The organism is Paenibacillus lignilyticus (assembly GCF_017942085.1).
Classification (GTDB): Bacteria; Bacillota; Bacilli; order Paenibacillales; family Paenibacillaceae; genus Paenibacillus_Z; species Paenibacillus_Z lignilyticus.
The window spans coordinates 1-12755 of the sequence record NZ_JAGKSP010000017.1 but is presented as its reverse complement, the minus strand read 5'-3'; the positions used below and the strand labels follow the sequence as shown (position 1 = coordinate 12755).

Here is a 12755-nt window from a genome sequence, read left to right as displayed (position 1 = left end):
CCGCGCAGATGATGCGCGATGGTAGTTGCTCCAGCCGGATCGCCGACTTAAACTTGTTTCCCGTTAAACGCTTTAAGCATCCAAATGTGCTTCTCTAGTCCGCTGTGGATCGCAAGCAGCATGTCTCCGGTCGTCTCGTCGCCGGCGGACTGCGCTTCTTCCATACCTTCCTTAAGCTCGGAAGCGACCAAGGTGAAATCGGCTACGATGGAGTCGACCATTTCTACGGCGGACTCGCTGCCCGTTGCTTCTTTCACGCTGGATTGCTTGAGGTACTCTGCCATAGTCGCAATCGGTTCGCCGCCAATCGCGAGCAAGCGTTCCGCGATTTCATCCACGTGCAGCGTGGCTTCTTCGTACAGCTCCTGGAACTTCACGTGCAGGGTGAAGAATTGGTTGCCCTTCACATACCAATGGTAGTTATGAAGCTTGATGTACAATACGCTCCACGTTGCGATTTGTTTGTTTAGAGTGCCTTGGAGTTTCGTTTGTAGTTTAGTCGTCATCTTGAACAGCTCCTTCATAATAGGATATAGGAATTACACTTTACACATTGACCGCTGTGTCTGTCGCAAGCCCTGCCGCCCTGTTCCATGCTTCCAGATCATGCTCGCAATCCAGTGCAGCCATACAGCCGCTTCCTGCCGCAGTAATCGCTTGACGGTAACGGTGATCTTGCACGTCGCCGCAGGCATAGACGCCTTCGATATTCGTCCTCGAGGTGCCCGGCGTGACAACGACGTAACCAAGCTCATCCGTCGTTACTTGTCCGCCTAGGAAAGCGGTATTCGGCGTATGGCCGATGGCTACGAATACACCATCTGCTTCAAGGAGCGTTTCTTCGCCGGTGGCGTTATCGCGGACACGAAGTCCCTTCACGCTGTGCTCACCTGCTTCGACTTCGATCGGAGTGACGCCGAGGCTCCATTTTATTTTGTCATTGGCGCGTGCCCGGTCCTGCATAATCTTGGATGCGCGAAGCTCTTCCCGGCGATGCACGAGACGAACCTCAGTGCCAAACCTGGTCAGGAAGCCGGCTTCCTCCATTGCGGAGTCGCCGCCGCCAACGACAATGATCTTCTTGCCTCGGAAGAAGAAGCCGTCACAAGTTGCACAGGTGCTCACACCTCGCCCAATATTGTCACGTTCACCAGGGATACCCATATATTTTGCCGAAGCACCTGTCGAAATAATCATGGCACCTGCAATCAATTCACGGCCGCCGTCCAAAGACAGCTTAAACGGACGTTCAGACAGGTCAGCATGCTGCACCCAGCCTGTCTCAAAACGCGCGCCGAAGCGCTCCGCTTGACTGCGCATATTCGACATGAGTTCGGAGCCCAGTATGCCACCTGGAAATCCCGGGAAGTTCTCCACCTCTGTAGTAGTGGTCAATTGGCCGCCCGGCTGCGGTCCCTCGAGTACAAGCGGACTGTAACCGGCACGAGCGAGATAAATGGCTGCAGTTAATCCGGCTGGCCCTGTGCCTACGATAACGATATCTTCCATGAATGATTGCTCCTTTCCCCTCTATAACCCAACGGGATTGAACTTGAATCTAGATGATAATAAGTACTAAATTAAAATTATTATAAATAAGGTCGAAAGTCAATAGAAAAATGCAGCGGACGGGAGGTGGAAGTACGATGAAGATCATCGTCTTTGGAGCAAGCGGGAGGACGGGGCAAGAGGTAGTCAGGCAGGCGCTGGAGCAGGGGAAATCCGTAACCGCTTTCGTTCGTTCGCCGCAGAAGCTGCAAATCGACTTGCCAAGCAAAGGGAATGGCGAGCTTCATATTGTGCAAGGCAATGCGCTGGATCCTGCTGCTGTAAGCCGTGCCATTGAAGGCCAGGATAGCGTTGTTTCTTGTCTCGGTACAAGAGGGTTCAGCCGCGGAAAAACGATATCCGAAATGACCGCCAATCTCATCGCGGGCATGCAGCAGCATCGCGTGGAGCGGATTGGTTACGTCGCTTCTGCAGGCATATACCGCGAGATTCCGGGGCTGACCGGATTCTTGGCGCAGCTGCTTCTGAGGCAGGTGCTGGCCGATCATCGCCGAGCTGCTGATGCGCTCGAAGCCAGCGGATTGCAATGGACAATTGCTCGACCGCTGCAGCTTATGAATGGACGGCTGCGAGGCGAATACCTGGAGGCCAGACATGGGGTGCCGAGTGGAAAAGGGCGAATTTCCCGTGCCGACGTGGCACATTTTCTGCTGAGGACGCTCAAGGATGCGACTTACGTGAATCAGTCTGTAGCCTTGTCCTACTGAGCTTGCGTTACCGGGAGAGTATGGATGACGCCATTTTGTGGAATATAGAGGGGGATAGGATGATTTCTCGAAGAGGTGGAAAGCTTGAAACGAAACGCGGCAATAGTTGGCTTGGCAGTACTCGTACTTAGTTTAAGCGCTTGCTCCAGAGCGGCGAGCATAAAGGGAGACTCCGCCCCCGTCAGCGGAAATCACGAGCATGAGCGCCATGAGATGGGGAGCTCCGAGATTCAAGGCATGTGGCGATTAAATCCCGAGCTGCCGACTCCGAAGTCGAACACGCGGATACAATTTATGGCTCATGGCCCGGATGGGAAGCTCGTGACGGAGTTCGCGGTTATGCATGAGAAGCTGCTTCATCTCATTGTGGTGAGCAAAGATTTGTCGTATTTCAACCATATCCATCCGGACTATGACGGAGAGGGCGTGTTCACGATCGATACAACGTTTCCTTTCGGGGGCGAGTACCGTTTATTCGCGGAGTTTCAGCCGGAGGGAGGCGGCTCTGTCGTATCGAGACAAGCCATCCTGTTAAGCGGTAAAGCGGAGTCGAAGCCGCTCATACCGGACACAACACTCACGAAATCTACCGGGCAAGAGATCGTTACGTTAACCTATGACCGCTTGGCGGCAGGTGAAGAGACGAACTTGACGTTCCATATTGCGGATGCCAAGACGAAGAAGCCTGCTACCGATCTCGAACCTTATTTGGGAGCTGCCGGACATGTCGTCATTATTAGCGGAGATTCGGAGCAGTACATTCATGTGCACCCTATCGATGCGAAAGGCGCAGATTCGGCGCCTGCATTTCATGCGACCTTCCCTGCTCCCGGAATCTATAAAGTGTGGGGGCAATTCGCCAGAGAAGGCAGGCCGATTACGGTAAGCTATACCCTGCAGGTGCGAATGTGAGAATATCAACGCTCACCGCGCGAAACCACCCCATTACTGTGTAATATTGCCAACCGAACAGGGTAAAACTTTCCAACTCATGTCAGATTTATCGCCTGCGAATCAAGGAGGAAATACCTACTTCAATATTCACATTTATTTATGTCCGAGGGCTATTGAAATGTCGATTAATGTTGTAAATTAGTATAAAAAGCCCTTGGACGGTGACGGTGTGCCTAAAGATTTAATCCTAAATTTTGCGATACTCAGCGTGTATCTTTTTTTTGTCTCCCCGTTCTTTATCCGAGAGGAGAATCAGGCTAAACCGACGTTTGTTAAACGTGTATACATAGGTGGCATATTCGGTTTATTGGGTGTCATTCTGATGTTCTTCGGCATACAGATTCAAGGTGCGGAAGTGCCTTTGAACTTGCGGGGAATCGCGCTGATGCTGGCTGCTTTCTTCGGGGGTCCGGCAGGGGCGCTTGCAGAGCTGATCGTCGTATACATAGGCAGATTTATTAAAGACGGTTCTATGAATTGGGTACAAGCGGCTATTGGGATAACGGCAGCCTATGCTACAGGTTATCTGTTCTTCCGAATCCGATCGTATTGGCTCAAGTGGCCTGTCGGAGCTCTGTTTCTGCTAATCTATTACTATGGAGCCTTATGTTTGGCAGGTCAGATGAAATTCGACACAATCCTGCTCTACATCCTCATTCAACTTATTTACTCCCAGCTGATCGCCTGCTTCCTTTATTATCTCATCCGCAATCATCGTTACAAAACCAAGATGATTCAAACCGAACGTGATATGAGTTACTTACTTCGCATGCAGCCCGGTTTTACGTTTCGTTTTCGAAAGAAGAACGGTCTGTTTGTTTACAGCTTGATTGACGGCCAGCTCTTGAAACGAGTAGGAGGGAAGCCGAATGACTTTATTGGGAAATCCATCGACGACGTACGGATATTTCCGAAGGATTTTGCGGCGTTTCTTAAAGTTCAATATGAGAAGGCGTGGCAAGGAGAGAAGATAACCTACGAAACCACGATGATGGATATCAATATTCTCGTGACGCTGCATCCCATTAAGAATCAAGGTGCAGTTGTTGACGTAATTGGCAGTGCCGTGGATACGAGCGATATCATGAAACGTAAAGCGGCAGATGAATCGAATAAAGCGAAGAGTCAGTTTCTGGCTCATATGAGTCACGAAATCCGCACGCCGATTAACGCGATTATCGGTCTCAATTATATTCTTCAGCAATCCAATTTGAATCCGAAGCAGCTGGAATACGTGGATAAGTCCATTACGGCAGCCAAGAGCCTGCTGAATTTGGTCAATGATGTGCTTGATCTGTCCAAAATCGAGGCCAATAAGATCGTCCTGGAATCGACGCGGTTTGACCTCTATGAGGTGCTCCGCAATATTTCGAATCTCATTAGCTACAAAGCGAACGAAACCGGTCTGAGGTTCCATTTTGACATCCATCACGATGTTCCTCAGATGCTGACGGGCGATCCGTTCCGCTTGCAGCAGGTACTGCTGAATATTACGAATAACGCGGTCAAATTCACGCCTAAAGGCGAGCTGTCCATTGCCGTAAACCTGGTTGCCCAAGAGGAGCGGACGACTACGCTGTCCTTTGGCATTCGCGATACCGGCATTGGCATGAGCGAGGAGCAAGTCAGCAATTTGTTCCTGGAATTTACGCAGGCGGACATGACGACCACGCGCAAATTCGGGGGCACCGGCCTCGGCTTAGTCATTAGCAAGAAGCTGACCGAAACGATGGGCGGAAGTATCGCGGTTGAAAGTAAACTCGGTGCAGGCAGCCTATTCACCGTCACGCTGCCATTTCAATCGGCCTTGCCATCAGGCAAACCAAGCGAGGACGGAAAGGTTTACGGTAAGAAGAAACCTCGTTTATTGTTTGTGTGCGAGGATAACGAGATGCGTTCCGTGCTTGAGAATCAGCTCGAGCAGCTGGAATTCAAGGTCCAAACCAGCTCGGATGCCGATGAGACAAGGAAGCTGCTGCTGGCTGGCAATGCCTATGATCTTATTCTGATTGATTGGAAGCTGAGTGGGTTATGCGCGACTAAGCTTGCTGAGGAGATTATCCGCGATTTCGATGGGAAAAGCCCATCTGTCCTGTTCATTAGCGCCTATCATGAAGCGGAATATGAAGCAGCGGGCCAGCTGCCTTACATCTCGAAGGCGCTGCTGTATCCGATCAGCCAGTCTCAATTGTATAACGAGCTGGGTGAGCTGCTTCACCGCGATGGCGTCTATAATCTGCCGGATGGCGGGATGAAGCCGATCCAGCCTACAGATCTGAAGGATGCTGTAATCTTGCTGGTGGAGGATAACGAAATTAACCAATTGGTTGCCAAAGAGCTGCTGCGCGAGGCGGTCCGTCATGTGGACGTGGCAAGCAATGGGGAAGAGGCGGTCAAACTCGCGGGGCTCAAGGTTTACGACGCCATTCTGATGGATTTGCAAATGCCGGTCATGGACGGTTATGAGGCGACCAAAGCGATCAGAGCACAAGAAAGAGCGCAGGAATTCGGAGATGAGGTTCCGATTATTGCGATGACCGCCGATGTGATGAAAGGCGTAGAGGATCAGGTGCTGTCGATTGGCATGAACGGGTATCTCACGAAGCCGTTTGACCCTGTGGATCTCTATAATGTGCTGCTGCGTTTCTGTCAGAACAAGGAGAAGGAAGCTGGTGACAAGCTGGACTCGGAAGGTGTTATCACGAGGCTTGGCGGAAATTCGGCACTCTATAATCGGATACTCGCATTATTTATAACCAATCACTCGGAAGCGATTGCGCAGATTCTTCAAGCCGTTCACGAAGGGGATCTGAACAAAGCGAAGCGGCTAGTCCATACGCTCAAAGGGGTGGCCTTTGATATCGGGGCCAACTCGTTAGCGGTCGTGATGGAGAAAAGCCAGATGGCGCTGCTGCGAGGAGACCGGGAGGAATTCAATCTCCTCATGCAGCAAGCGGATGAGAAACATCAAGCGATCATTAGGACCTATGGCCGCAAAGCAGCTAACGAGTAAACATTACGAGACGAAGGATCCAAGCGTGATCGTCTTGAACTGATCTTTCCAAGGGGAGCTGAGCGGCAGGTTGCCGAACAGCTCCTCTGCTTGTTGAAGGCTCTATATAGCCATCCGCAATGTGGCATGTGAGTTTTGCACAATAATGTAAAAAAAAATTACACAATCGGCATAACGCGGAATATGCAATCCTTAGTTAATTTGGTAAAATAATGGCTAATACCCATGATGCATTCATGAAAAAAATGGGAAAATTACAACTTTGAAAGGCAGGCATCTATGCCCAATTCATCCGAGAACGAATATGCAGGAGTAAATGCTTTACGAACCTATCCGATCCAGGGCAGCACGCCGGTAGATGCTTTTGATAGAATTACGAGTTTGGCGGCGCAGCTGCTTGGCATTCCGCTATGCATGATTACATTCGTTGACGAAAATCGGATTTGGGTGAAATCGAGTTACGGCACCGATCTGCGTGAGATAGAGATGAATTCCGGTCTATGCAGTGAAGCTGTCTATTACAATAAGCCCTATTTCGTGATGGATGTAGGTCTGGAATCTTGTGAGGGCACGGAGACTTGTATCCGAGGACAGAGCGGCATACGTTTCTATGCGGGAGTTCCGTTAACGGGCCGCGATAGGCAGCATTTAGGCGTTCTTTGCGTGCTGGATTACAAGCCGCGACATATCACGGACGAGGAAATCGGTATACTTGAAACACTGGCCCAAGTCGTTATGGACGAGCTGGAGCTTAAGCGGGTTGCTGATCAGCTGCGCATAGAGGAACTCAGTCATCACTATAACAAACTGCATGTCTCTCAGCAGCTGGCGGCTGGATTGGCGCATGAAATTCGAAATCCGCTTACCGCGGTGAAAGGGTTTCTGCAGTTGATGGGTACAAGCTCTGAGTTTCGATCCTATATCGAGATTATGACGGAAGAGCTGAACCAGATTGAGGCGCTCACCAAAGAATTTATTTTGCTGTCGAGGCCATATCCTTCCGTGCAGTTTGTAAAACGCGAACCGCTTAGTATCATCAGGCAGGTTCAATCCACGCTGGCGGCAGAAGCGTTGCAGAACGGAGTTTCCATAGAGGTGGAAAACGAAGCGTCGATGAATGCTTACCTGTATTGCGATGAGCAGCTGCTCAAACGAGCCATTATGAACGTCGTGAAAAATGGGATTGATGCCATGCCGGATGGCGGCGTGGTGAAAGTGATTTGCATGGATACCGGCGACCGTGTCATCATTCGGGTAGAGGATGCGGGACGCGGCATTGCCCCTGAACGAATCCGATATTTGGGGCAGCCCTTCTACGGAACGAATGAACAAGGCATCGGACTTGGGTTAATGGCCAGCTACAAAATCATTCATGAACATCACGGTGAGATTGATATTAAGAGTGAGCTGAAGCGCGGAACCGTCGTCAAGATCAGTTTGCCTGCTATTCGAGACGCTTAATAAAGAAACCCGCATGTACCGCTGGTTAACGGCGTATGCGGGTTTTGTTATTCTATATCGTACGGCGCCAAATCAGATAAGAGCGCTTCACCGTATAAACGGACAACCATAGCAGAATTAAGGCGATGACGGGATGCGTAGCAGAGAAGTAGGGGAGCTTGTCACTCAAATGAGCGGTCGCGTACTGGGCCATAACGAGTACGAGCATGGCCAATCCAATCCAGCGAACGGCTCCGCGCACGCGGCCGAAGAAGGACAGAACGAATATCGCGAGCGGCACCGGTTCAATAATATGGACGAAATTTTTGTGGTCGGACCAATGCGTGCCATCGATAAACGTAGCCATTCCGGCTATGTACACTTGAATGACAATACAAGCTGCAAATAATACCGCAAGCAAAAAGATCGTCAGGCGCAAATAACGGTTGCCTTCGGGCATGCAAACCCTCCTCTCAAAATGGCCGTGCTGCTATCATCTTACAGCTGTCCGATCGTGTTTGTAAATTGCACGGAGGTCTAGTTTTTTATGCGAATGGAGCCGGAAACGGCCCTTATCCTTCTTGTATGTACGTACAAGTTGAGTGCATGCTATACTACATCCATACAAGTTGGCGGAAACAACAGAAAATAGAGGTGCTTGGCCATGAAGGAACAGCTTCCACCCAAATACATACAGCTCAAAGAGGAAATTGTCTCATGGATCGCGATGGCTCAGTTCAAGCCCCATGATAAGCTTCCATCAGAAAATGAAATCGCAGCGCGCTTCGGCTTCAGCCGGCAGACCGTTCGGCAAGCGCTTGGCGACTTGGAAGCCGAGGGCTGGCTGTACCGGGCTCAAGGCAAAGGCACCTTTGTGTCGGACGCGGAGAGGGGTCAGTCTCGTGCGGAGCCTCAGCAGAAGCTGACGATTGGGATGATGACGACGCATATTTCGGATTATATATTCCCGACGATCGTGCGCGGCGTGGAATCCGAGTTGCGGAAGCATGGAGCTCGATTGCTGCTCTCCAGCACAGAGAACGAGAAGTCGCGGGAGCGGGAGAACCTGGAGTCCATGCTGCTCCAGCAGCAGCTTGGCGGACTGATCATTGAGCCGACCAAGAGTGCGGAGGGCAATCCGAATTTGGATTATTTTCTCGCGCTGGAGGCACGGAACATCCCTTATATCATGCTGAATGAACGATACAGCGATCTGGATGCGGTCTGCTTGAAGGTGGACGATGAGCTGGGAGGCTTCCGCGCGGTGGAGCATCTTGTGAAGCTCGGGCATCAGCGGATCGCGGGATTCTTTAAGACGGATGACTTTCAAGGCGTGCACCGGATGCGGGGCTTTATGCGCGGATTGAGGGTGCGAAAGCTTACTCTGCAGCCTGAATCTATTATCCGTTATACGACCGAAGAGAAGTTAATTAAGCCTGCAGCTATGCTTGCTGAACTGCTGCTTCGTGACCCGGCTGAACGTCCCACGGCAATTGTGTGCTATAACGACGAGCTGGCCGTACGGCTGCTGGATGTCATTCGCAGAAGCGGGCTAAGTGTTCCCGGCGATCTATCCATGGTCGGTTTCGATGATGCGACGCTTGCGACGGCAACGGAAGTGAAGCTTACCACGTTCGAGCATCCCAAGACGAAGATGGGCGAGGATGCCGTAGCTCTGCTGATGGCTATGATCGAGCGCCGCAGCGGACAGGAACGTATCGCCGATGTCATCTATGAACCGAAGCTGATCGTTCGTGAATCTACCGGCCCTGCTTCGGTGCTGTCCTAAATTAAGTCGTGACACACTTGTACGTACAAGTTATAATGAGCTTACAATTGACCTGGCGAGGGGAGTAGCGGGCGTATGTTGGAAGCATTGAAACAAGCGGTATGGGAAGCGAATATGGAGCTGCCTCGTTATGGGCTTGTGACGTTCACATGGGGAAATGTAAGCGGCATTGACCGCGAAAGCGGATTGGTTGCCATTAAACCTAGCGGAGTGCCTTATGAGGAACTGCGTGCTGAGCAAATTGTTCTGGTGGATTTAGATGGCAATGTGGTGGAAGGCAGCCTTCGTCCATCTTCGGATACGCCGACGCACGTGGCGCTATACAAGGCGTTTGAAGGGATTGGCGGCATTGTGCATACCCATTCGCCGTGGGCTACAAGCTGGGCACAAGCGGGACGCGCGATTCCGGCATTGGGCACGACGCATGCGGATTATTTTTACGGCGAAATTCCTTGTACGCGTCCGATGACGGAAGCTGAAATTAGTGGAGCGTACGAGCTGGAGACGGGCAATGTCATCATAGAGACCTTCGTGAAACGCGGCATCGATCCGCTGCAAGTACCGGCTGCGCTCGTGTACAGCCATGCGCCATTCTGCTGGGGAAAGGACGCTCATAATGCGGTTCATAACGCCGTTGTCGTCGAGGAAGCGGCCAAGATGGCGCTGCATACCTTCCAGCTGAACCCGCAGGTGCAGCCGATGGATCAGCACCTGCTTGATCGACATTACTTGCGGAAGCATGGCAAGAACGCATATTACGGGCAGAAGTAGAAGTCGGGGAGTATAGCGTAGTCAGTCAGCGTTGCAAGCCGAAATGTACATTATTATAGGAGGCCTAATAATGAATCTTAAATATGCAATTGGCGTTGACTATGGTACGGAGTCCGGTCGCGCGGTGCTTGTTCGCTTGTCCGATGGAGCCGAGATTGCCGAGCATGTCACCCCTTATCGCCATAATGTCATTGATGAGCGTTTGCCTGAAACCGGCTTGAAATTGGAGCATGATTGGGCGCTTCAGCACCCAGCCGATTATATTGAGGTACTGGAGCAATCCGTGCCTGCAGTCGTGCGTGCATCGGGCATTGATCCTGCCGCTATTATCGGGCTTGGCATCGATTTCACGGCTTGCACGATGCTGCCGATTAATGAAGCGGGTCAGCCGCTGTGCTTCGATCCGGCTTACAAGGAGAACCCGCATAGCTGGGTGAAGCTGTGGAAACACCATGCGGCGCAGGATGAGGCGAACCGCATTAATGAAATCGCAGCGGCACGCGGAGAAGCGTTCCTGCCTCGCTACGGCGGCAAAATCTCCTCGGAGTGGATGCTCGCGAAAGTATGGCAGATCTTGAATGAAGCGCCGGATATCTATGAAACCGCGGATAAATTCGTTGAGGCGACCGACTGGGTCGTTGGTCAAATGACGGGCAACATTGTACGCAACAGCTGCACGGCCGGCTATAAAGCGGTTTGGCATAAGCAAGACGGTTATCCGAATCGCGCTTTCTTGAAAGCGCTTGACGAGCGGCTCGAGGATTTGGCGGAAACGAAGCTGCGCGGCGATGTTCTTCCGCTCGGCACGAAGGCCGGCGAGCTTACGGCCGAGATGGCTGCGCGAATGGGGCTTGCTGCAGGCACGGCCATTGCAGTCGGCAACGTCGATGCCCATGCGGCCGTTCCGGCGGTTGGCGTGGTAACGCCGGGCAAGCTGGTTATGGCGATGGGTACTTCGATCTGCCACATGCTCCTTGGATCGGAAGAGAAGCAAGTGGAAGGGATGTGCGGCGTGGTGGAAGACGGCATCATTCCGGGGTATTTTGGCTATGAGGCGGGGCAATCGGCGGTTGGCGATATTTTTGCTTGGTATGTGGATGAGGCAGTTCCTGCGTATGTCGTTGAGGCGGCCAAAGTCGAAGGAATCAGCGTCCACGAATGGCTGGAGAAGGCTGCGGCCGCGCTGAACGTCGGCGAATCCGGCGTGCTTGCGCTCGACTGGTGGAACGGCAACCGGTCCGTGCTCGTCGACACGAACTTGACCGGCATGCTGGTCGGGCTGACGCTGCTTACGAAGCCGCAGGAAATTTACCGCGCCTTGCTGGAAGCAACCGCATTCGGCACGCGCAAAATCATCGACGCATTCCACAGCAACGGCGTGGAAGTGCACGAGCTCTACGCCTGCGGCGGGTTGCCGCAGAAGAACCGTCTGCTGATGCAAATCTACGCAGACGTGACCAACCGCGAGATCAAAATCGCGGCCTCGAAGCAAACGCCTGCGCTCGGCGCAGCCATGTTCGGCGCAGTCGCAGCCGGAGCGGACAAAGGCGGCTACGACAGCGTCGTCGACGCAGCGGCAGCTATGGCCCGCGTTCGCGAAGAAACGTTCAAGCCAATCCCGGCAAACGTTGCGGTCTACGAGAAGCTGTATGCCGAGTACAACCTGCTTCACGATTACTACGGCCGCGGCGCAAACGACGTCATGAAGCGCTTGAAAGCGATCAAGGAAGAAGCGAGCAGCACGCACTAATACATTTATTGGAGCGTGGAGAGGCAGCCAATTGGCTCCTTCTCCACGCCTTTTGTTTGTCCGCGAGGCTCACCCTGGGAAAGAAGCTGAGAGTGGGGAAACAGCGCTCTCAGCGTTCCAAGTAACCTGCTTGCCGCCGTCGGTGGATGTGAGCGTCTCAGAATGAGCCTCTCACCGTCGAAACCGCGCCGAAAGAAGCTGAGAGTGCGAAAATGGAACTCTCGGCGTTCCAAGTAACCTGCTTGTCGCAGTTGGTGGAAGTGAGCGTCTCAAAATGAGCCTCTCACCGTCGAAACTGCTCCGAAAAGAAGCTAAGAGTTCGAAAATGGACTCTCAGGTACCAAGTAACCTGCTTGTCGCAGGTGGTGGAAGTGAGCGTCTCAAATGAGCCTCTCACCGTCGAAACTGCTCCGAAAAGAAGCTAAGAGTTCGAGAAAATGGACTCTCAGGTACCAAGTAACCTGCTTGTCGCAGGTGGTGGAAGTGAGCGTCTCAAAATGAGCCTCTCACCGTCGAAATCACGCCGAAAAGAAGCTGAGAGTTCGAAAATGGACTCTCAGCGTATCAAGTAACTTGCTTGTCGCAGGTGGTGGAAGTGAGCGTCTCAAAATGAGCCTCTCACCGTCGAAACCGCGCCGAAAAGAAGCTGGGAGTGCGAAAATGGAACTCTCAGCGTATCAAGTAACCTGCTTGTCACAGGTGGTGGAAGTGAGCGTCTCAAAATGAGCCTCTCACCGTCGAAACTGCTCCGAAAAGAAGCTA

The 12755-nt window shown here is 52.2% G+C and carries 10 protein-coding genes; 7 read left to right on the top strand and 3 right to left on the bottom strand.

Going from position 1 to position 12755, the window contains the following annotated elements; genetic code table 11:
• Positions 1-47: 47 nt before the first annotated feature.
• Together I8J30_RS26780 and trxB are read right to left on the bottom strand one after the other, a co-directional pair.
• The gene (locus I8J30_RS26780) at positions 48-506 is read right to left on the bottom strand and encodes a Dps family protein (protein WP_210663390.1); all 459 of its coding nucleotides are present in this window, start codon (positions 504-506) and stop codon (positions 48-50) included.
• A gap of 40 nt (positions 507-546) precedes the next feature.
• Complete coding sequence (trxB, locus tag I8J30_RS26775; RefSeq protein WP_210663388.1) at positions 547-1509, bottom strand: thioredoxin-disulfide reductase; 963 nt, start codon at positions 1507-1509, stop codon at positions 547-549.
• A gap of 137 nt (positions 1510-1646) precedes the next feature.
• On the opposite strand from trxB, the gene I8J30_RS26770 reads away from it, so the two are divergent.
• The 4 genes from I8J30_RS26770 (at position 1647) to I8J30_RS26755 (ending at position 7704) form a co-directional block, all read left to right on the top strand.
• Positions 1647-2276 carry an NAD(P)-dependent oxidoreductase gene (locus I8J30_RS26770; protein ID WP_210663387.1) on the top strand — a complete coding sequence of 210 codons (630 nt, stop codon included), beginning with the start codon at positions 1647-1649 and terminating at the stop codon, positions 2274-2276.
• 84 nt (positions 2277-2360) lie between these two features.
• Positions 2361-3188: a hypothetical protein gene (locus I8J30_RS26765; protein ID WP_210663385.1), complete on the top strand. Its 828-nt coding sequence runs from the start codon at positions 2361-2363 to the stop codon at positions 3186-3188.
• 211 nt (positions 3189-3399) lie between these two features.
• Entirely contained in the window at positions 3400-6243 is a 2844-nt protein-coding gene (locus tag I8J30_RS26760; protein WP_210663383.1) for a response regulator, read from the top strand.
• Between the two features lie 279 nt (positions 6244-6522).
• Positions 6523-7704 (top strand): GAF domain-containing sensor histidine kinase, encoded by a 1182-nt coding sequence (locus tag I8J30_RS26755; RefSeq protein WP_210663381.1) that lies wholly within the window; start codon positions 6523-6525, stop codon positions 7702-7704.
• Between the two features lie 52 nt (positions 7705-7756).
• On the opposite strand, the gene I8J30_RS26750 is transcribed toward I8J30_RS26755, so the two are convergent.
• Entirely contained in the window at positions 7757-8143 is a 387-nt protein-coding gene (locus I8J30_RS26750) for a DUF6220 domain-containing protein (RefSeq protein ID WP_210663379.1), read from the bottom strand.
• Positions 8144-8347: 204 nt separating this feature from the next.
• Between I8J30_RS26750 and I8J30_RS26745 the strand changes: the two genes are divergently transcribed.
• The 3 genes from I8J30_RS26745 (at position 8348) to I8J30_RS26735 (ending at position 11993) form a co-directional block, all read left to right on the top strand.
• Positions 8348-9472: a GntR family transcriptional regulator gene (locus tag I8J30_RS26745; RefSeq protein WP_210663378.1), complete on the top strand. Its 1125-nt coding sequence runs from the start codon at positions 8348-8350 to the stop codon at positions 9470-9472.
• Positions 9473-9547: 75 nt separating this feature from the next.
• Positions 9548-10243, top strand: a complete 696-nt coding sequence (araD, locus tag I8J30_RS26740) for an L-ribulose-5-phosphate 4-epimerase (RefSeq protein ID WP_276316186.1) — start codon at positions 9548-9550, stop codon at positions 10241-10243.
• A 70-nt stretch (positions 10244-10313) separates the two neighbouring features.
• Entirely contained in the window at positions 10314-11993 is a 1680-nt protein-coding gene (locus I8J30_RS26735) for a ribulokinase (RefSeq protein WP_210663376.1), read from the top strand.
• Positions 11994-12755: the final 762 nt, after the last annotated feature.

Excerpts from the sequence above, each read along its gene's own strand:
- I8J30_RS26745 (WP_210663378.1), top strand. The coding sequence starts at position 8,348 with ATGAAGGAACAGCTTCCACCCAAATACATACAGCTCAAAGAGGAAATT.
- trxB (WP_210663388.1), bottom strand. The coding sequence starts at position 1,509 with ATGGAAGATATCGTTATCGTAGGCACAGGGCCAGCCGGATTAACTGCA.
- I8J30_RS26780 (WP_210663390.1), bottom strand. The coding sequence starts at position 506 with ATGACGACTAAACTACAAACGAAACTCCAAGGCACTCTAAACAAACAA.
- I8J30_RS26755 (WP_210663381.1), top strand. The coding sequence starts at position 6,523 with ATGCCCAATTCATCCGAGAACGAATATGCAGGAGTAAATGCTTTACGA.
- I8J30_RS26750 (WP_210663379.1), bottom strand. The coding sequence starts at position 8,143 with ATGCCCGAAGGCAACCGTTATTTGCGCCTGACGATCTTTTTGCTTGCG.
- I8J30_RS26770 (WP_210663387.1), top strand. The coding sequence starts at position 1,647 with ATGAAGATCATCGTCTTTGGAGCAAGCGGGAGGACGGGGCAAGAGGTA.
- I8J30_RS26735 (WP_210663376.1), top strand. The coding sequence starts at position 10,314 with ATGAATCTTAAATATGCAATTGGCGTTGACTATGGTACGGAGTCCGGT.
- araD (WP_276316186.1), top strand. The coding sequence starts at position 9,548 with ATGTTGGAAGCATTGAAACAAGCGGTATGGGAAGCGAATATGGAGCTG.